At 64.7% G+C, this 18,929-nt stretch carries 16 protein-coding genes and 1 pseudogene; 10 read left to right on the top strand and 7 right to left on the bottom strand.

Annotation, left to right across the window (positions count from 1 at the left end; genetic code table 11):
- Positions 1 to 62: 62 nt before the first annotated feature.
- The 6 genes from IHE49_RS01610 (at position 63) to tilS (ending at position 8,789) form a co-directional block, all read left to right on the top strand.
- A complete protein-coding gene (locus tag IHE49_RS01610; RefSeq protein WP_192154303.1) occupies positions 63 to 608 on the top strand; it encodes a TlpA disulfide reductase family protein in 546 nt (181 codons plus the stop codon).
- Between the two features lie 129 nt (positions 609 to 737).
- Positions 738 to 4,286: a DNA polymerase III subunit alpha gene (gene dnaE, locus IHE49_RS01605; protein ID WP_192155379.1), complete on the top strand. Its 3,549-nt coding sequence runs from the start codon at positions 738 to 740 to the stop codon at positions 4,284 to 4,286.
- 301 nt (positions 4,287 to 4,587) lie between these two features.
- A complete protein-coding gene (locus IHE49_RS01600; protein WP_192154301.1) occupies positions 4,588 to 5,544 on the top strand; it encodes an acetyl-CoA carboxylase carboxyltransferase subunit alpha in 957 nt (318 codons plus the stop codon).
- 47 nt (positions 5,545 to 5,591) lie between these two features.
- Positions 5,592 to 6,695 carry a hypothetical protein gene (locus IHE49_RS01595; protein ID WP_192154299.1) on the top strand — a complete coding sequence of 368 codons (1,104 nt, stop codon included), beginning with the start codon at positions 5,592 to 5,594 and terminating at the stop codon, positions 6,693 to 6,695.
- Between the two features lie 61 nt (positions 6,696 to 6,756).
- Complete coding sequence (locus IHE49_RS01590; RefSeq protein ID WP_192154297.1) at positions 6,757 to 7,491, top strand: NYN domain-containing protein; 735 nt, start codon at positions 6,757 to 6,759, stop codon at positions 7,489 to 7,491.
- On the top strand, positions 7,488 to 8,789 hold the full coding sequence (tilS, locus tag IHE49_RS01585; protein ID WP_192154295.1) for a tRNA lysidine(34) synthetase TilS: 1,302 nt from the start codon (positions 7,488 to 7,490) through the stop codon (positions 8,787 to 8,789). The genes IHE49_RS01590 and tilS overlap by 4 nt, the downstream gene beginning before the upstream one ends.
- A gap of 46 nt (positions 8,790 to 8,835) precedes the next feature.
- On the opposite strand, the gene IHE49_RS01580 is transcribed toward tilS, so the two are convergent.
- Positions 8,836 to 10,128, bottom strand: a complete 1,293-nt coding sequence (locus tag IHE49_RS01580; protein ID WP_343227521.1) for an MFS transporter — start codon at positions 10,126 to 10,128, stop codon at positions 8,836 to 8,838.
- A gap of 198 nt (positions 10,129 to 10,326) precedes the next feature.
- On the opposite strand from IHE49_RS01580, the gene IHE49_RS01575 reads away from it, so the two are divergent.
- The gene (locus IHE49_RS01575; protein WP_192154293.1) at positions 10,327 to 10,584 is read left to right on the top strand and encodes an exodeoxyribonuclease VII small subunit; all 258 of its coding nucleotides are present in this window, start codon (positions 10,327 to 10,329) and stop codon (positions 10,582 to 10,584) included.
- Positions 10,568 to 11,464 (top strand): farnesyl diphosphate synthase, encoded by an 897-nt coding sequence (locus IHE49_RS01570; protein WP_192154291.1) that lies wholly within the window; start codon positions 10,568 to 10,570, stop codon positions 11,462 to 11,464. Before IHE49_RS01575 ends, IHE49_RS01570 begins: the two co-directional genes overlap by 17 nt.
- A gap of 57 nt (positions 11,465 to 11,521) precedes the next feature.
- On the opposite strand, the gene IHE49_RS01565 is transcribed toward IHE49_RS01570, so the two are convergent.
- Both IHE49_RS01565 and pmbA read right to left on the bottom strand, forming a co-directional pair.
- Complete coding sequence (locus IHE49_RS01565) at positions 11,522 to 11,899, bottom strand: DUF4870 domain-containing protein (protein ID WP_192154289.1); 378 nt, start codon at positions 11,897 to 11,899, stop codon at positions 11,522 to 11,524.
- Between the two features lie 71 nt (positions 11,900 to 11,970).
- The gene (gene pmbA, locus IHE49_RS01560) at positions 11,971 to 13,338 is read right to left on the bottom strand and encodes a metalloprotease PmbA (RefSeq protein WP_192154287.1); all 1,368 of its coding nucleotides are present in this window, start codon (positions 13,336 to 13,338) and stop codon (positions 11,971 to 11,973) included.
- A gap of 121 nt (positions 13,339 to 13,459) precedes the next feature.
- Here pmbA and IHE49_RS01555 point away from each other — a divergent pair, with 121 nt between their 5' ends.
- Both IHE49_RS01555 and yjgA read left to right on the top strand, forming a co-directional pair.
- Entirely contained in the window at positions 13,460 to 13,714 is a 255-nt protein-coding gene (locus IHE49_RS01555; RefSeq protein WP_192154285.1) for a DUF1653 domain-containing protein, read from the top strand.
- Positions 13,711 to 14,244 carry a ribosome biogenesis factor YjgA gene (gene yjgA / locus IHE49_RS01550; RefSeq protein ID WP_192154283.1) on the top strand — a complete coding sequence of 178 codons (534 nt, stop codon included), beginning with the start codon at positions 13,711 to 13,713 and terminating at the stop codon, positions 14,242 to 14,244. The genes IHE49_RS01555 and yjgA overlap by 4 nt, the downstream gene beginning before the upstream one ends.
- Positions 14,245 to 14,287: 43 nt before the next feature.
- On the opposite strand, the gene IHE49_RS01545 is transcribed toward yjgA, so the two are convergent.
- The 4 genes and pseudogenes from IHE49_RS01545 to IHE49_RS01530 all read right to left on the bottom strand — a co-directional run bounded on the left by IHE49_RS01545 (position 14,288) and on the right by IHE49_RS01530 (position 18,836).
- Positions 14,288 to 15,991, bottom strand: coding sequence for a GGDEF domain-containing protein (locus IHE49_RS01545; RefSeq protein ID WP_192154281.1), 1,704 nt, complete (start codon positions 15,989 to 15,991; stop codon positions 14,288 to 14,290).
- Between the two features lie 91 nt (positions 15,992 to 16,082).
- The gene (locus IHE49_RS01540) at positions 16,083 to 16,388 is read right to left on the bottom strand and encodes a hypothetical protein (protein WP_192154279.1); all 306 of its coding nucleotides are present in this window, start codon (positions 16,386 to 16,388) and stop codon (positions 16,083 to 16,085) included.
- Between the two features lie 452 nt (positions 16,389 to 16,840).
- Positions 16,841 to 17,028: pseudogene (locus IHE49_RS01535) on the bottom strand (transposase); the annotation flags it as partial.
- Positions 17,029 to 17,135: 107 nt separating this feature from the next.
- On the bottom strand, positions 17,136 to 18,836 hold the full coding sequence (locus IHE49_RS01530) for a diguanylate cyclase (RefSeq protein WP_343227520.1): 1,701 nt from the start codon (positions 18,834 to 18,836) through the stop codon (positions 17,136 to 17,138).
- Between the last annotated feature and the right edge of the window lie 93 nt (positions 18,837 to 18,929).

Below are 18,929 nucleotides of genomic sequence, written 5' to 3'. Positions count from 1 at the left end.
GATGTTTCCCTCGCTCTGCTCCGCTCGATACGCTGGCGGCACTTCATGGGGGGAGGGACAGCATGCGCCGCATCGCCGCCGTATTGCCCGGGCTGCTGTTCTGCCTGGTCGTCCACGCTCACGTGCAACCGGGCGACACGCCGCCGGATGCGCTGGACACGACCCAGGAAGGCAAAGAGGTCACGGTTTCGTCGTTGCGCGGCAAGGTCGTGGTGGTCAGTTTCTGGGCCACCAGGTGCGGCTACTGCATGAAGGAGATGCCGGTGCTGGCAAAGTTCCAGTCATTGGCCACGCAGCGCGGCCTGCCATTGCAGGTAGTCTCCATCAACTATCGCGAAGATCGGCACGTCTTCGTGAACACCGTGCGCGTCTTACGCCCGCTGCTGCCCGGCTTGCTGATGACCTGGGACCGCGACGGCACACTCGGCAAGCCCTATGGCACCGCCCGAGGCATCCCGGTGATGGTGATGCTGCATCGCGACGGCACGATAGCGCACATACACGTCCGCTACGGCGAAGACATGCTCGACACCCTGGTGGGGGAGATCAACGAGCTGCTGGCCGAGAAGCAGTCCCCTTCCGTCACCGATAACGCAAGCGGCCTGTAAGAACTCCTCCGACGGCGTTCGACGACCAGAATCCAGCTGCGCGCCCGTTCCGGGCGGAGCACGCGGAAGTCAATCTTGCCGCTGAATCGGGTGCCGGTTAGCCTGCATGGATTCACCGCATCCATCCGCATGCCCGCACGCTTCGTCCACACCCACCTGCACAGCGAGTATTCGCTGGTCGATTCGACCATCCGCATCAAGGCGATGGTCGCCGCGTGCGCGCAAGCCGGCATGCCTGCCGTGGCGCTCACCGACGAAAGCAACATGTTCGCGCTGGTGAAGTTCTACAAGGCGTGCAGCGCAGCAGGCATCAAGCCGATCTGCGGCGGCGACGTGTGGATCGGCGCACCTGACGACCCGCGCCCATGGCGGCTCACCTTGCTATGCCAGCACCGAGAGGGTTACCTCAACCTGTCGCGTCTCGTCTCGCGCGCATGGCAGGAAGGCCAGCACGGCGGTCGCGCCCTGGTCGAGGCGGCCTGGCTCACCGCCGTCGCGACGGATGGCCTGATCGCCCTGCTCGGCCGCGAGAGCGAAACGGCGCGCACCGCATTGACGCAGGGCCACGACGCCGCACTGGCGAAGCTGCGCCCGCTGATGCGATTGTTCCCGGATCGGCTGTATCTCGAACTCACCCGCTGCGGCCGCGAAGGCGAGGAAACCTGGAACTCAGCCGCACTGGCACTTGCCGCCGAACTCGAACTGCCGGTGGTCGCCAGCAACGACGTGCGTTTTCTCAAGCGCGACGACTTCGAGGCGCACGAGGCGCGCGTGTGCATCCACCAGGGCCGCGTACTGGCCGATCCCAAGCGCCCGCGCGACTACAGCGACCAGCAGTACCTGAAATCCCCCGAGGAAATGCTCGAGCTTTTTGCAGATATTCCAGAAGTACTGGAAAACACCGTCGAGCTGGCGAAGCGCTGCAACCTCGAACTGAAGTTCGGCGAGTATTTCCTGCCCGACTTCCCGGTGCCGGACGGCTACGACCTCAACAGCCACATCCGCGAACTGTCGCGGCACGGCCTGGAAGAGCGCCTCGCCGCCGCGCCGCTGGCCGAGGGCTACAGCCGCGCCGACTACGAGACACGGCTGGAACGCGAGCTGGACGTCATCATCAAGATGGGGTTCCCCGGCTACTTCCTGATCGTGGCGGACTTCATCAACTGGGGCAAACAGAACGGCATCCCGGTGGGCCCGGGCCGCGGCTCGGGCGCGGGCTCGCTGGTGGCGTGGGTGCTGAAGATCACCGATCTCGATCCGCTGCAGTTCAACCTGCTGTTCGAGCGCTTCCTCAACCCCGAACGCGTGTCGATGCCCGACTTCGACATCGACTTCTGCATGGATCGCCGCGACGAGGTGATCGACTACGTGGCGCGCAAGTACGGCCGCGACCACGTCAGCCAGATCATCACCTACGGCTCGATGGCGGCGAAGGCGGTGCTGCGCGATTCCGGCCGCGTACTGGGCATGGGCTACGGCGCGGTCGACAAGATCGCCAAGCTGATCCCGCCGCGCCCGCTCGACCTCACGCTGTCCGATGCACTGGGCCGCACGGAGAAGTCGAAGAAGGAGCCCGAGCGCGTCGTCAAGGAATTCTGCGAGCTGTACGAGCAGGACGAGGACGAAGCGCGTCCGCTGATCGACCTCGCGCTGAAACTGGAAAGCCTCACCCGCAACGTCGGCAAGCACGCGGGCGGCGTGGTGATCGGCCAAAAGACGCTCACCGAATACGCGCCGCTGTACTGCGAAGCGGGCGGCGGGGGCGTGGTCACCCAGTACGACAAGGACGACGTGGAAGCCGTCGGCCTGGTGAAATTCGACTTCCTCGGCCTGCGCACGCTCACCATCATCGACTGGGCGGTGAAGGCGATCAACGTGCGCCGCGCGCAGAGCGGCGAGGAGCCGCTGGACATCGCCAAGCTGCCGCTGGACGACGCCGCCACCTACGCCGAGGTCTTCGCCAAGGCGAAGACGGTCGCCATCTTCCAGTTCGAATCGTCAGGCATGCAGCGCATGCTCAAGGACGCGAAGCCCGACCGCTTCGACGACCTTATCGCGCTGGGCGCGCTGTACCGACCCGGCCCGATGGACCTGATCCCCAACTTCGTGGCGCGCAAGCACGGCCGCGAGGAGGTGATCTACCCAGACCCGCGCGTCGAGCCTGTCCTGAAAGAGACCTACGGCATCATGGTCTATCAGGAGCAGGTGATGCAGATGGCGCAGATCGTGGGCGGCTACACGCTCGGCGGCGCCGACCTGCTGCGCCGCGCGATGGGCAAGAAGAAAGTGGAGGAGATGGCGAAGGAGCGCGCCAAGTTCCGCGAGGGCGCGGCCAAGGACGGCGTGGGCGGCGACAAGGCCGACGAAATCTTCGACGTGATGGAGAAGTTCGCCGGCTACGGCTTCAACAAGTCGCACGCCGCCGCCTACGCGCTGGTCTCCTATCAGACCGCGTGGCTGAAGGCGCACTACCCTGCCGAGTTCATGGCTGCGACGATCTCGTCGGACATGGACAACACCGACAAGGCGGTGACCTTCATCGACGAGTCCAAGGCGATCGGCCTCGACGTGCTGGCGCCGGACGTGAACGCCTCGGACTTCATGTTCGTCGCCGTCGAACCCAAGGTGATCCGCTACGGTCTCGGCGCGATCAAGGGCGTAGGCCAGGGCGCCTGCGAGTCCATCGTCGCGGAACGCCAGCACGGCGGCGTTTACAAGGATCTCGCCGACTTCTGCCGCCGCGTCGACCCTACCAAGCTCAACCGGCGCGTGCTCGAGGCACTGATCCTCTCCGGATCGCTCGACGCGCTGGCGCCGAACCGCGCCAGCCTGATGCTGCAGCTTCCCGACGCGATCAAGGCCGCCGAACAGCACCTGCGCGATCGCCAGTCCGGCCAGAACGACATGTTCGGCGCCGCCATGGGCACGGCCGCGCCGGTGGTGCAGATCGACCTGCCCACTGCGCCCGACTGGCCGCTGGAGCAGACGCTGCAGGGCGAGCGCGACACGCTGGGCCACTACCTCTCCGGCCACCCCGTCGATCCCTGGCGCGAGGAACTGGCCCAGCTCGCCACCTGCCCCCTGGGCGAGATCGTCGACCGCTACCAGCCGCCCAAGCCGCGCAAGAGCGACGGCGACGACGGCAACCGCTTCCGTCGCGGCCCCGACACGCCGTGGACGGCCGCGGGCATGGTGGTGGCCGTGCGCAAGCGCGGCGACAGCGATGCCTTCGTACGGCTGGAAGACGGCACCGGCGCGATCGAGGTGAGCTTCTTCGGCGAGCTGTACCAGCAGGTCGCGCCGCTGCTGGTACGCGATGAAATGCTCATCGTCGAGGGCGGTCTGCGCATCGACGAGTTCTCCGGCGGCGGTTTCCAGATCCGTGCCCGTAGCGCCATGACCCTGGCCGATGCCTGCCGTCGCCACGCGCGGCTGCTGCAGTTGAAATTGAACGGCATCGACGCCGGTTTCGCCGCGCAACTGCGCCAGACGCTGGCCGGCTTCCGTGGCGGCAGGGCCAGCGTCACCTTGCACGGCTACCACAATGCCAATGCCCAGGCCGACCTGGAACTGGGCGAGGAATGGCGTGTGGAGGCCATTCCCGACCTGCTGCGTGCGGTGCGCGCGTTGCCGGGGGTGCAGGCCGCCAGAGTGCGGCTGGTGCGCAGCGAGGGCTGAAGATGCTCAGCCCGTGGTTCCTGCGCAGGCAGGAGCCCACCGACTTCGCTGAGGCACGCCGGAATCGAAGCCTTTACTGATCTCCAAAACCGCCTTCGTGGCGGTCCTGGAGTCGGCTTGACCGGTCACAGACCGGCCAACCCTCCGCTGCGCAGGCGCAAAGCGCCTGCGCACAGGTGGCACATCCCTGTGCTGCGTATGACCGCCGCACCGCACACGATGCGCCCGCCATACGCCGCCGTTCTCCCGTTTTCCCCGCGCCAGCTATACTTCCGCGCTTCCATGCCATGAACCTCGGCGAATGAATCCCAACTTCCTCGAATTCGAACAACCCATCGCCGAACTCGAAGCGAAGATCGAAGAGTTGCGCCATACCAGCCACGGTCAGGCGCTCAACATCGACGAGGAAGTCGGTCGGCTGCGCGAAAAGCTCAAGCTCAAGACCAACGACATCTTCAAGAACCTCAGCCCGTGGCAGATCGCGCAGATGTCGCGCCATCCCGCGCGGCCTTACACGCTCGATTACATCGGCGTGATGTGCGAGGAGTTCCACGAGCTGGCCGGCGACCGCATGTACGCCGACGACGGCGCCATCGTGGGCGGCCTCGGCCGCATCAACGGCCGCCCGGCGATGATCGTCGGCCACCAGAAGGCGCGCGATACCAAGGGCAAGCTCAGGCGCAACTTCGGCATGCCGCGCCCCGAGGGTTACCGCAAGGCGCTGCGCCTGATGAAAATGGCCGAGCGCTTCGGCCTGCCCGTGCTCACCCTGATCGACACCATGGGCGCCTACCCCGGCATCGGCGCCGAGGAGCGCGGCCAGAGCGAGGCCATCGCCCGCAACCTGCTGGAAATGGCCGATCTCAAGACGCCTATCATCTGCACCGTGATCGGCGAAGGCGGCTCCGGCGGCGCGCTAGCGATCGGCGTGGGCGACCGCGTCAACATGCTGCAGTACTCCACCTACTCCGTGATCACCCCGGAAGGTTGCGCCACCATCCTCTGGCGCAGCGCCGAGCGCGCCAAGGACGCCGCCGAGGCGCTGGGCCTCACCGCGCCGCGCCTGCTTGAGCTGGGCCTGATCGACAAGATGATCCGCGAACCGCTGGGCGGCGCCCATCGCAATCCGCGCTCGATGGCGATCCGCCTGAAGGCCGTGCTGATGAACCAGCTCGACGAGCTCGCGCCATTGCCGGTCGATGCCCTGCTTGAGCAGCGCTACAAGCGCCTGCGGAGCTACGGCGCGTTCCAGGAGTAAGACCGGCGCTACACCCCACGCTCGAAGCTTCAACGCGAGGAGTTCTCTTGAGCCACCTCATTCGCCTCTTTGCGGTGGCGCTGTTTGTGCCTGTTCTGGCCGCTGCCGCTTCCACTCAGGCAACGCCATTGACGGTCCGCTCGCAGGCAGAGCTGAATCGCTATCTTCGTGACATACCCATCGCGAACACTCCGCTGGCGCCTTTGTCGTCCGGCGGTCGCAAACGGTTCCTTGGCGAACTGATTTGGGGGAGGCGAGGCTTGGGCGGAGTCCCCCTCGACGATATCGACAATGAACTGACCCACGAGCAGGCAGTCCGCTTGCTGTCATTGTTCGATGTCCAGGCCTATGCCCGGGGCCATGGACTCACGCTCGTCGAACGCGCACGCCGCCAGGCTGAACGAACCGAGGACGCCAAGGCGCGCGGTTGCGCCGTCGACAACTGTCCGGAGAGCGCGATTGAGCAACGCTTCGATGCCTTGATGCTGCGCGAGCCCGATCCCGTCCTGCCCGACGTCGAACGTCGTGCCGGAATCGGTCGGCATTACACGGATCTGTTCTCTCACCTGCAACGCCCCGACAGTTTGCGTGGCGCAAGCAAGCCCGACCTGCGCCTGCTAAAGCGAGCCGCCGAATACGCGTTATCCACGCAGCCGAGCGCCGGAAACATCTCCGACTTGCAGGCTGACCTGGCAGAACTGCAGCACCGCGGCATGGTGGACGATCGGGATTACACCGGCCTCTACGCGGCATTCGTCACCACGCGCCAGTTGGGCAAGGCTTCGATGCTTGCCCAAGGTCATCCCGGCATCAGTGTCGATGCCATTCCGGCCGTGTCATCGACGACTTTGCTTCCACCCGGACAACCCACCGCGTTGCTGGTGGATGCCCGATTGCGTCCGCTGTTCGCCAAGCATGCGATCTGGCTGGCAAGCCAAAGCACGCCCTTCGCGGACGCCGCCGAGTGGAACCGTCTCTTTCCCGACCAACCCATCCATATTGCATGGCAGGACAACGAGTGGTCGATGTTGGACGACTGGAGCATGCCTACCTTCTACGTGTTCCGGCAAGGACGACTGGCGGACAAGTGGAGCGGCCACGACATGGAGCTGCTGCGTACTCACCTGCGCAAGGACGGTTTGCTGCAGTGAGCGGCCCGGAGCGGTAACGCGCTACCATCGCTGTCATAGCCAGCCGCCCTGGGGATCTGCCATGGCCCACGACAAGCTCGCCGTACTGATCGACGCCGACAACGCCCGTCCGGCCATCGTCGAGGGGTTGCTCGCCGAAATCGCCAAGTACGGCACCGCACACGTCAAGCGCATCTACGGCGACTGGACCAAGCCCGACCTCAACGGCTGGAAGGATGTGCTGCTGCGCCACTCGATCCAGCCCATCCAGCAGTTCCGCTACACGGTTGGCAAGAACGCCACCGACTCGGCGATGATCATCGACGCGATGGACCTGCTCTATGCCGGCCGTTTCGACGGCTTCTGCATCGTCTCCAGCGACAGCGACTTCACCCGGCTCGCTTCGCGCATCCGCGAGTCCGGGCTCACCGTGTACGGCTTCGGCGAGCGCAAGACGCCCGAGCCGTTCCGCACCGCCTGCGACAAGTTCATCTACACCGATGTGCTGGTTCGCGCCGACGAAGGTGAAGCGGAGGCAGCGCCCAAGCCTCGTTCGGCCAAGGAACTGCGTGGGGATACGCGCCTGATGAACCTGCTGCGCGGGGCCATCGAGGCGGCCTCCGACGAGTCCGGCTGGGCCGGCCTCGGTCCGGTCGGCAGCATCCTCAACAAGCAGTCGCCCGACTTCGACTCGCGCAACTACGGCTACGCCAAGCTCAGCGGGCTCATCAAGGGCATTGGCCTGTTCGAGACCGAAGAGCGGCATATCGGCAATGGCAAGCACATCTACGTGCGCCCCCAAAGCGGCAAGAAGTGAAGCCTTCGCTGTCCGGCCACCTCCGCACTGCACTGACGGACCTGCCCGGAGCTGCGCTCTGCGTGGCCTTCAGCGGCGGCCCCGACTCCACCGCCCTGCTGCATGCGTTGGCACAGTTGCCGGCAGCACGCGCGCGCGGCTTGCGCGCGCTGCATGTCGACCACGGCCTGCACGCGGAGAGCGCAGCGTGGGCCGAACAGTGCCGGCGCTTCTGCAGTGACCTCGGCGTGGATTGCGACGTGGTGCGCGTGCAGGTTGAAACGCAGCGCGGCGAGGGCGTGGAAGCTGCCGCGCGCCATGCGCGTTACGCCGCCTTCGTGGCACAGGTCCGCGACGGCGAGCTCCTGTTGATGGCGCACCACCGCGACGACCAGGCCGAAACTGTTTTGCTGAAATTGCTGCGCGGTGCCGGCCCGGAGGGCATGGGAGGCATGCGCGAGCGGCGCACACTGGGTCGTGGCGAATTGTGGCGGCCACTGCTGGGCACCGTCACGCGCGCGCAACTGCGCGACTACATTGCCTCGCATGGCCTCGCCTACATCGATGACCCTACGAATTCCGACACCCGGCTTGCCCGCAACCACCTGCGCCACGACATCCTGCCGCGTCTCGCAGCGCACTGGCCCCAGGCGGTGGACTCCATCCTGCACAGCGCTGCGCTCAGCCGCGCCGCCGCGGACACGCTGCGCGCGGAATGGCTGACGGCCTACGCAGCGTTGCATGACGAGGCCAACGGCAGCCTTGACGCAGTCGGCTGGCTGGCGCTCGCGCCCGCGTTGCGCGAACCGCTGCTGACCTACTGGCTGCACGGTCGCGGACTGACCGCCCCCACTACTGCGCAGCGCGCGCAGATCGAGCGGCAATGCGGTGCGCGCGCCGGCCAGTTGCCCTGCATCCGCTGGCCTGGCGTGGAACTGCATGTCTGGAAAGGACGACTGTGGGCACGCATTCCGCGCCCCGCCGTCGCTGCGGGCTGGCAGGCTACCTGGCACGGCGACCCGCTCGTCTTGCCCGACGGCGGGAAATTGAGCCTCGAACCGCCTTCCCGGCTTCCCTTCGCGCTGAGCGTGCGCATGCGCAGCGGCGGCGAACGCATCAAACCTGCCGGCGATCGCCATACCCGCGAACTGCGAGCACTTTTCCAGTCCGGCGCGGTCCCGCCATGGCAGCGCGACGCCTGTCCCCTGCTCTACGAAGGCGAGAAACTGATTGCCGTAGCCGATCGCTGGCTGGGCGAACGCGCGGAAACGCTCTTCGGCCAAGTCGGCGCGCGCCTGCGCTGGCAACCGGCCGGATAGGCCTGGCAATCCAGCGGCCCCGGAGCCTGTTCACGATCTCAGGCCGTCACGACTCCTGACCAGCTTTCTGCACCAGGCCCGGAGCGGGCGACATCGTGGCGCCACCCACCCGACGGTTGACGAAATACATCAGCACGAGCGACAGCAGCGTGGTGCATACCAGCACGTCGCCGAGCACCTCGAAACGCAGCAGGCGGCCGTCGCTGGCTTCCTTCACCACCATGCCGCCAAGCATGGCCGCAAAGCCGCCTGACATCTGCTGCAACGACGAGCTGATCGACATGTAGGCGCCACGGTCGGCCGGCTTGGGCAACGCGGACATCAGCGCGGAGGAGGAAATCATGCGCGAGAAGATGCCGATCTGCAGCAGCGCGCTCACCACGATCAGCATCCAGAGGCCCGCGTTGGAGAGGCGCGTGTAGATCAGCACCATCACGATGGTCATCGCGCAACCGAAGACGAATACGCGCAACTTGCCGAACGCATCGCTGGCCCGGCCGATCAGCGGCCCCATGACCGCCGACACCAGCCCCGTGATCAGGTACACCAGCGACAACTGTTCCACCGGAATGCCGATGTTGTGCACGATGAACAACGTGGAATACGGCATCAGCAGGAAACCGCCGACTGTCAGCATGGCGGTGGTGACGAAGCCGATCAGATAGGAACGTTCCCGCAAGGTGTGCAGCAGGTGATGCAACGGATGGCGATCCGGCAGCAACGCCAGATGCGCGTTGACCGGACGCAAGCGCCCGAGGATCGCCACGCCGACCACCGAACACACCACCACGACCATGAAGAAAGGCGCGTTCCAACCCCAGCGGCTGGAGAGCTCCAGCCCCATCGGCAGGCCGAGCACGGTGCTGGCTGCGAAGGCCGATTGTATGAAGCCCATCACGCGGCCACGCATCGACAGGGGAAACAGGTCGGTGACGATCGCCATCGACGCGGCACCGACGACGCCGGCGAACAAGCCGGTCACCATGCGTGCCAGCAGCAACGCGACATAGCTGTGCGCCAGCGCGCAGCACAACGTGCCGACCATGAATCCCGCATAGAAAACCAGCAGCAGCTTCTTCCGGTCGAAACGATCGGCGAACCCCGCGGCGGCGATGCCCGAGACGCCCGCGGCAAACGCATAGGCCGAGACGACGTCGCCGAATTGGCCCGGGGTGATCTTGAGCGCCGGAATGACGATGGCTCCCAGCGGCGCCAGCAGCATGAAGTCCAGCACGATGGTGAATTGCAGGAAAGCCAGCACGGCCACCACGAATTTCTGGTAGCCGGAAAAGCCCATGCCGGTCGTGTCGCCGGCATGCGATGTGGAGGATTGGGGCACAGGAACTCCGTTGCCGGACCTTATCCGTGGTCCAAGCGGTTCGTGGGATGATTCATAAGATAGTATTTAGATATATCGAAATCAAGTCTACCCAAACGCGTGGCGCCATATCGAAGGCTCTTGCGGGCCGGAGGCAGCATCACGAGGCATCGTGCCGGCGATTGATTCGAGACCTGCGCTGCGCTAGCTTTGCGGCCCATGGTCAAGACCGCTTCCCCCGCCGCCAAGACGCCGCCAGCAGCCGATTTCGAGCAGTCGCTGGACGAACTGGAACAGTTGGTGGCGAAGATGGAAGGCGGCCAGCAAAGCCTGGACGAATCGCTGGCCTCCTTCGAGCGCGGCATCGGCCTGTACCGCCACTGCCAGCAGGCGCTGGAGCAAGCCGAACTGCGTGTGCGCCTGCTGCTCGACCCCGAAGCCCCTGACCGCGCCGAACCGTTTGAACCCGAACACTGAACTGGGGCCGGCACTGCAAGCGCTGATCCGTCGCGCCGAACAGGCGCTGGACGCGCGGCTGCCCAACGCCGAACAAGCACCCGTCGAACTGCATCGCGCCATGCGCTACGCCGTACTGGGCGGCGGCAAGCGCCTGCGCCCGTTGCTGGTCTATGCCGCTGCCCATGCACTGGGCCGCGAAGACACCGCGCTCGACGCATCCGCCTGCGCGGTGGAACTGATCCACGCCTACTCGCTGGTGCACGACGATCTGCCCGCGATGGACGACGACGACCTGCGTCGCGGCCGTCCCACCTGCCACATCGCGTTCGGCGAGGCGATGGCGATACTCGCCGGCGATGCTCTGCAGGCGCTGGCCTTCGAGCTGCTGGCCGCACCCGGTGCGTCGCCCGGCGCAGCCATCGGCATGCGCATGCTGCACGCACTGGGCCGTGCCTGCGGCGCCGAAGGCATGGCCGGCGGCCAGGCGCTGGACCTCGCCGCGGTAGGCAGGAAACTCACGCTGGCCGAGCTGGAACACATGCACGCCTGCAAGACCGGCGCGCTGATCCGCGCCTCGGTGCAGCTCGGCGCACTGGCCGCCGGCGCGGATGAAGCCACGCTCGCCTCGTTGGACCGCTACGCCGCCGCCGTGGGCCTGGCATTCCAGGTGCGCGACGACATCCTCGACGTGGAAGGCGAATCCGCGGTGATCGGCAAGACCGCCGGCAAGGACGCCGCCGCCGACAAGCCCACCTTCCCCTCGATCATCGGACTCGACGCCTCGCGCGCGCGCGTGGCCGAACTCACCGCCATGGCGCTCGATGCCGTCGCGCCATTCGGCGCACGCGGCGGACTGCTGGTCGAGCTGGCGCACTACGCTGCGCAACGGCAACGTTGAGCCCAAACGAAAAGGCCCGCCAATGGCGGGCCTTTTCGTTTCAGCGGAACCGGTGGCTCAGTTCACCAGGCGCAACGCGAACGGATAGCGATAACTGCCGTCCGAGCTGACCTTGACCGCGGCCACGATGCAGAACACCAGGTTCGCAATCCACACCAGCACGCCAAGAAACGCGCCAATCACGATGAAGACGAGGATCCAGCAGACCAGGTGGGCAAGCAGCATGGTGATCTGGAAGTTCAGCGCCTCCTTGGCCTCGCGCACCAGGTAAGCCTTGTCGGCGCGATCCTTGTGCACCAGCCACACGATCAACGGCACGATCACGCTGAGCAGGAAGCCCGACAGGTGGGTGATCATTGCCAGGTTGCGGTCGTCGCTGCTGGCCTCGGTGGTTGCGGGCGGCGATGGCGGCATCTGATCCGACGGTGTACTCATGAGCAATCCTCCCGGTTAATGGAATGCGCGCATCGCGCATGGACCAAGCGCCTGAGAGCATGCCGCAGGAATCAGCCGCCCGCCACTGTCATCCGGTCCACCAGGATCGAACCGCACAGGATGTGCGAACGCGGATCGACATCCGCACCGACAGCGCGGATGCCGGCGTACATGTCGCGCAGGTTCGCGGCGATGGTGATTTCCTCGACCGGGTAGGCGATTGCGCCGTTCTCCACCCAGAAGCCCGCCGCACCGCGCGAGTAATCACCGGTGATGGTGTTCACGCCCTGCCCCATCACCTCGGTGACCAGCAGACCGGTACCCAGCCGGCGCAGCATGCCCGCGAAGTCGCTGGCCTCGCCGTCGGCCGCGCCGGGCGCCACCCGCAGGTTATGGATGCCGCCGGCATTGCCGGTGGATTGCAGGCCGAGCTTGCGTGCCGAATAGCTGCCCAGCACGTAGCGCGCCAGCACGCCACCCTCAACCAGTGCGCTGTCGCGCGTGGCCACGCCTTCTGCATCGAAGTTGCCCGAGGCATGACCTCGCTGCAAATGCGGCTTTTCGTCGATATGCAGCCATGCCGGCATGATCGCCTTGCCGGCATGGTCGAGCAGGAAGCTGGCGCGGCGATACAGCGCGCCGCCGCTCACCGCGCCGACCAGATGGCCGACCAGCCCGCGCGCGATCTCCGGCGCGAACAGCACCGGGCATTCGCGGGTGGTCAAGCTGCGTGCGTCCAGGCGCGCCAGCGTGCGCTCGGCGGCCTTGTCGCCCAGCGCCTTGGCGCTCATGAAATCACCGGCGTCGCGCGCGCTGTCGTACCAATAGTCGCGCTGCATGCGCTCGCCTTCACCTGCGATCAACGACAGCGACAGCGAATGCCGCGTGCCGCGCTCGCGGCCCAGGAAGCCATGCGAGTTCGCGTATACCGACAGACTCTCGCCTGCCTGCACGCCGGCACCGTCGGAGTTCGCGATGCCCGCATGCGCGCGGCCGGCATCCTCGATGCGCCGGCCCAGCTCGATGGCCTCTGCGGTATCGATGGCCCAGGGGTGCCACAGGTCGAGGTCGGGGAAATCCCTGGCCATGCGCGCGGCATCGGCCAGACCCGCGGCCGGATCCTCCTCGGTGAACCTGGCGATGGCGCAGGCCTGGTCCAGCGTGGCCTGGATCGAATCGGGGTTGAGGTCGGCCGTACTGGCCGAGCCCTTGCGCTGGCCGAAGTAGACGGTGAGACCGAAGCCACGGTCGCGGGTGTGCTCCACCGTCTCCACCTCGCCCAGGCGCACGTTCACGTTGAGGCCGGTATCGATGCTTGCGGCCACCTCGGCGGCGCTGGCGCCGGCCGCGCGGGCGCGACGGATCACGTCCTCGGCGAGGTTGGCGAGGCGGTCCAGTTCCTCAAGGCTGCGGTCGGTGCTGGTGGCAATCTCGCTCACGGGAAGCTCTCAGGCAAGTCAACGGGTTGGATACAAACGGGTAGAATGCACGATCCGCGCCGTGCCGTCTCCACATGGGGGCGCCATGGCCCACCCGCAACGTACCGCGGAGCCACAGCGCATGTCGGTCGTCCCCGGCCTCTACCGCCACTACAAGGGCCAGCGCTACCGCGTGCTGGGCACCGCACGCCACAGCGAGACGGAAGAATCGTTGGTGGTGTACCAGGCGCTGTACGGCGAGCACGGCCTGTGGGTGCGCCCCGCGGCGATGTTTGCCGAAAGCGTCACCGTGGACGGCGCGCGCCTGCCCCGTTTCGCGCTGGAACAGGCCGAACCTGGCTTGCTCGAAAGCCCGCGCCTGCTGGAAAACCAATGAACCGCAATTACACCGACGACCCCGATCACGACTACGGCCCCACCCGCACGCAACAGCGCCGCGACGCGCTGGCCGTGCTGGAGCTGGCCAACCAACTGGTCGAGCTGCCGCCGACACGACTGGCGAAGCTGGACTTGCCCGACGACGTGCGCGACGAGATCGCCCATTTGCGCCGCATCACCTCGCACATCGCGCGCAAGCGCGAGCTGGCCTTTCTCGCCAAGCTGATGCGCCGCCACGACACCGAGGCCTTCGACTCGGTGCGCGCCGCACTGGGCGAGAACCGCGACCGCCAGCGGCAGGAGACGGCCGCGATGCATCGCATGGAAGCGCTGCGCGAACGCCTGTTGGGCGACGATGGCGATGCGGCGGCTTCGGAACTGATCGAGCAGCACCCCGGCGTGGACCGTCAGCACCTGCGTGCCTTGATCCGCCAGGCACGCGTCGAAAAAACCACGCCGAACAAACCGCCACGTGCATACCGCGAGCTGTTCCAACTGCTCAAGTCGATGCAGGGCGACGAAACGTAAAAACGCACCAGCCGGCGTACACGGGCCGAACCGTCACGACGGATCAGACCGCGGCGAGATCCTCTGCTCCAGCCATCACGCGGTTGCGGCCGCCGCGCTTGGCGCCGTACAGCGCGGCATCAGCCTCGGTGCAAAGGCGATGCAAGTCGTGGCCGGTGGTGTCGGTGAAAGCCAGCCCGACACTAGTGGACACCGTCACGATCACACCATCCAGCTTCACCACGGTGGCTTCGATGGCGGCGCGCATGCGCTCCGCGATGGCGGCGCCCTGCTCACGCGAGCAATCCACCAGCAGGATGCCGAACTCCTCACCGCCGAGGCGGCCGAACAGGTCGACGGTACGTAGGTGCTGCTTGCAGGCTTCAACCACGCGGCACAACACTTCGTCGCCCATGGCATGGCCATGGGTATCGTTGATGCTCTTGAAGTGGTCGAGGTCGATGATGGCCACGCAGGCAGCGCCCTTCCGTCTCTCCAGCTGGTGCAACACGCGCCCGGCTTCACTCATGAAGTGCTGGCGGTTAGAGATGGCGGTCAGACCGTCGAGGTGCGACAACCGCTTGAAGCGCAGTTGCGAACGCTTGAGCCGGAACATCCACACCGCACCGAAACCCAGCACCATGAGCAGCAACACAAGGTAAAGCCGGTTAGCCTCGGCGGTCTTCGCGTCCAGCTTCTGCCGCGCGCGCAAGCCGGCGTTTTGCTCGCTCAGCTTTTCCGTCTCCAGTCTCTGCAAAAGTACACGCTGCTGGACCGTTTCGTAAGCCAGCGCACGCGCGTGGATATCGTCGAGGTAGACCTTGTCCAGCGCCGTAAAGTTCTCGTGATAATCGAGTGCAGCAGCAGTATTTCCCTGCTTTTTCTCGATGAGATAAAGCACCTCGTATGCATCCTTCAGCCACAAATCGAAGTCACTCGACCGTCCCGCCGCGATGATGGAAAGCGCCGCCTTCCGGGCAGCATCATCCTCGCCCAAAGCATCCAGCGCCCTTGCTCTTATCTCCAGCATGGTCAGCTTGTTGGAAACGTAGCCAGAAACATCCACACGTGACTGGATCTGGTCGAGCAGAGCCAACGCCTTACGCGGCTCCTTCCCATGGGCGTACAGGTCAGCCAAGTCAACAGCAATACCCGTGTTATAAAGCGGCTCCGTAGCCACCGGGCAAGCCTCAAACGCCTGCTGAAGCTCCGGGCTGTCGGGCTTGAGTCTGTGACCATTGAAGAGCACTTCAACCAGAATCGCGGTTGCATAACATCGACTGTCTACCGCGGGGTCGGTCGCCATCGCCATGTGCGCATAACGCACGGCCAAGTCCGTCTGGCCAGCCAAACCCATCGCTTGCGACAGATTCAGAAGTAGTGAATAGCGAACCTTGGCATCGGTAATTTGCGGCAACCGCACAGCAAGCCGGTCCGCCAGATCAAACGCCTCGGTGTAACGATGGGTAATTCCATACTGGCTCAACAGCATGGCTGAAGCGCGATCTGCCAACTGCGGATTGCCGGAGTGCAGCGCGATATCCTTGAGCAGCGCCTCCGACTTTTCATAATCGCTTTCGTACTTGGCCTCCCATGCGTTGAGAAAACGCAGGTGCCATTGTTGATCCGGCGTCAGGCTAGAGGCTTGCTGATTGAGCTGAGCCAGCAATTGCAAGGAACGCGAATGATCCGTGACCTGCAGATCCCAGGTCTGTTTGAGCAACGCGTCCGGATCGGTGGCGGAAGTCGACGCAAAAGCAGCCTGCAAGCACAGGCAACCTGCGAAGGTCGCGCCTGCTACCCATTGCCCCCAATTGCTTGGTCGCCGAAGCATATGGCTTCACTTGCCAGGCTTCGGCTCAATGAGACGTATTTGCGGGCGGTTGCGATGGCGATCTTTCGGGCGGGTGACGCTCCGGCTTGGGAGGATCGCATTCACCGTCGTCGTCTCCCTCGTGACCCGGTGCGTGCGTCTGCTGCACCTGGGTTGTCTCTTGGAGCTTCAATTCTTTGCGCAGCGACGCGCCATCGCCCTGAACCACCGCCTCCGTAAGTTCGACGCTCGCCTGAGTCTGTTCCAGCACGGCTTTCAATTCATCGACCTGCGCATAACGCAGCGATGCATCGCTACCGATGGCTTCCAGCAATTCGATCGTATCAGCCATGTTCTCCCCCCGTTCCCTTGATCGCAAGGCGCCTTCACGGCCCAGTCCCAGAATCTGGACCGCGATGTCAACCTAAGCCGCCGCATCCGGATGCCTGTTGCCACTCCAGCATGGCACGGTTCGGTTGCAAGGTCACGATGCCCCCCGATTTCCTCGGCGGCGATGAGCGCTTCAATTAGTCCATACAAGGCAACGCATGGTTGCTCGGCACACAGCGTGACCCCGATGGACAGCAATCCCCTGCTCTGGCTGGCCATCTTTCACAGCCGCTCCAGCAGAGCACGGCAGGTCGGAGCAGTATCGAAACACTCCACGAATAGCTGGCGGAGGCGATCTCAAGGCAAGTATCCCCCGGCAAAGCTGGGGTTTTAGCTGTGTAAGCCGCTCAAAGAGGCTGAATCGGGATCGCTAACTCAACCCCAGCCATAGGCCCCACCTTTCGGTGACGGGCGTCATCGCAGTCGCTTCAATTGCTCCAACCGGTGATCCTCGGCCTCTTGGCTGCGGATGTACGCTCGGATCACTTCTTCTCTTCGTCGCGCTCCACCGTCGAGACAAAATAGCCCCGCGCCCAAAAACTTTGCCTCACGAAGTTCCGCTTGTGTTCCCCATACACCTGCGCCAGGTGGCCGGTGGACTCCCGGAGTCATCAGATTTCTATGGCCTCCCCGGCGAGCCGGCGGATTCCCATGCTGGCCTAGCTTTCTTTCCCTGTCCGCAAAAGACCAGAAATGGGCACGCCCTTCGTCAGGCTGCCACGAGATCCTCGACGCCGCTGGCCGCCACACGGTTGCGCCCACCCCGCTTGGCACCGTACAGCGCCGCGTCGGCAGCGGAACAAAGGTGGTGCAAGTCGTGTCCGGCGGTATCGGTGAAAGCAACGCCGATGCTGGTTGAAACGGCTACGATCACACCATCGAGTTCCACTACGGTGGCCTCGATGGCCGCTCGGATGCGTTCGGCAATCGCCATACCATGCTCGTGCGAACAATCCGTCAGCAGGATGCCGAACTCCTCGCCGCCGAGGCGGCCGAACAGGTCGACGGTGCGTAGGTGTTGATTGCAGGCAATAACCACGCGACGCAGCACCTCGTCTCCCATGGCATGGCCATAGGTATCGTTGATGCTCTTGAAATGGTCGAGGTCGATGATGGCCACGCAGGCTGCGCCTTTCCGCTTCTCAAGCTGGTGCAGCAGGCGCTCGGCTTCGACTATGAAGTGCTGGCGATTGTAGATGGCGGTGAGGCCATCGAGGTGCGACAACCGCTTGAAGCGCAGTTGCGAGCGCTTGAGCCGGAACATCGCCAACGCACCGAAGCCCAGCGCCATAAGCAGCAGCACGAGGTAAAGCCGGTGGGCCTCTGCCGTCTTGGCATCTAGCATCTGCAGCGCGCGCAACCCGGCGTTCTGCCTGCTCAGCTTTTCGGTCTCCAGCTTCTGCAACAACACATGCTGCTGCACTGCTTCATAGGCCAGGGCTCGCGCATGAGTATCGTCGAGGTAGGCCTTGTCCAGTGCAGCGAACTTCTCGTAATAGTCGAGGGCAGCGGCGGTATGGCCCTGCCTTTTCTCGATGCGGTAAAGCACCTCGTAAGTGTCTTTCAGCCACGCATCGATATCACTCGATTTCTTCTCGGCAACCACGGCCAACGCCGCCTGCTTGGCAGCATCATCGTCGCCCAGGGCGGCCAACGCCTGCGCCCTGTTTACCAGAGCCGACAATTTGGCTGGAACATAGCCGTTGGCCTCCAGGCTGGACTCGATGCTGTCGAGCAACGCCAACGCCTTGCGCGGTTGCCCTCCGTTCGCATACAGATCGGCGAGTGTTAGCACCAGTTGCGTGTGGTACACCGGCTCACTAGCCGCTGGACAAGTATCTAGAGCCTGTTGCAACTCCGGGCTATCAGGCTTGAGCCTCTGGCCGTTGTAGAGCGCCGAGACTAGAAAGGCAAAGGTCCGGCACGAACCCTCCCCCGCAGGAATGGCAGCCAAAGCCATGTGCGCATAGCGCACAGCCAAGTCGGCCTGTCCGGCCAAGCCCAAGGTACTCGACAGGTTCACCAACAGGGTCGAACGAATCTTCGTATCCGTCACCTGTGGCAAGCGCTCCGCGACGCGGTTGGCTAGCTCAAATGCTTCCGTGTAACGCCGGGTGAGTCCAAGTTGGCCCAGCAGCAAAGCAGATGCACGATCCACCCACGCCGGATCACCGGATCGCCGGATGATGTCCTGAAGCAAAGCCTCTGACTTGACGTAGTCACTCTCGTACATGGCCTCCCAGGCATTCAGGAATCGCAGGCGCCACTGCTGGTCCGGTGTCAGGCTGGATGCTTGTTGATTGAGTTGGGCCAGTTGCTCAAGATATCTGAGGTGATTCTTGAGTTGCAGATCCTGGGTCTGCTTGAGAAAGGCATCCGGATCTGCGATGGGCGTGGCAGCAAAGCCCACTTGCCAGCACAAACAGCTGGCAAAGCCTATGCGTGCAGCGCATCTCCGCAGGCTAATTGGCCACCGGAACATGCTGCACACCAGCGGGCGTCA

Source organism: Rhodanobacter sp. 7MK24 (assembly GCF_014842995.1).
In the GTDB taxonomy this organism is placed as follows: Bacteria; Pseudomonadota; Gammaproteobacteria; order Xanthomonadales; family Rhodanobacteraceae; genus Rhodanobacter_A.
The sequence above is the reverse complement of the archived record's forward strand: the minus strand, read 5'-3'. Positions and strand labels throughout refer to the sequence as shown.

Coding starts and splice junctions, on each gene's coding strand:
- IHE49_RS01555 (WP_192154285.1), top strand. CDS start 13,460: ATGTCGGTCGTCCCCGGCCTCTACCGCCACTACAAGGGCCAGCGCTAC.
- IHE49_RS01600 (WP_192154301.1), top strand. CDS start 4,588: ATGAATCCCAACTTCCTCGAATTCGAACAACCCATCGCCGAACTCGAA.
- IHE49_RS01565 (WP_192154289.1), bottom strand. CDS start 11,899: ATGAGTACACCGTCGGATCAGATGCCGCCATCGCCGCCCGCAACCACC.
- IHE49_RS01610 (WP_192154303.1), top strand. CDS start 63: ATGCGCCGCATCGCCGCCGTATTGCCCGGGCTGCTGTTCTGCCTGGTC.
- IHE49_RS01540 (WP_192154279.1), bottom strand. CDS start 16,388: ATGGCTGATACGATCGAATTGCTGGAAGCCATCGGTAGCGATGCATCG.
- yjgA (WP_192154283.1), top strand. CDS start 13,711: ATGAACCGCAATTACACCGACGACCCCGATCACGACTACGGCCCCACC.
- dnaE (WP_192155379.1), top strand. CDS start 738: ATGCCCGCACGCTTCGTCCACACCCACCTGCACAGCGAGTATTCGCTG.
- IHE49_RS01575 (WP_192154293.1), top strand. CDS start 10,327: ATGGTCAAGACCGCTTCCCCCGCCGCCAAGACGCCGCCAGCAGCCGAT.
- IHE49_RS01590 (WP_192154297.1), top strand. CDS start 6,757: ATGGCCCACGACAAGCTCGCCGTACTGATCGACGCCGACAACGCCCGT.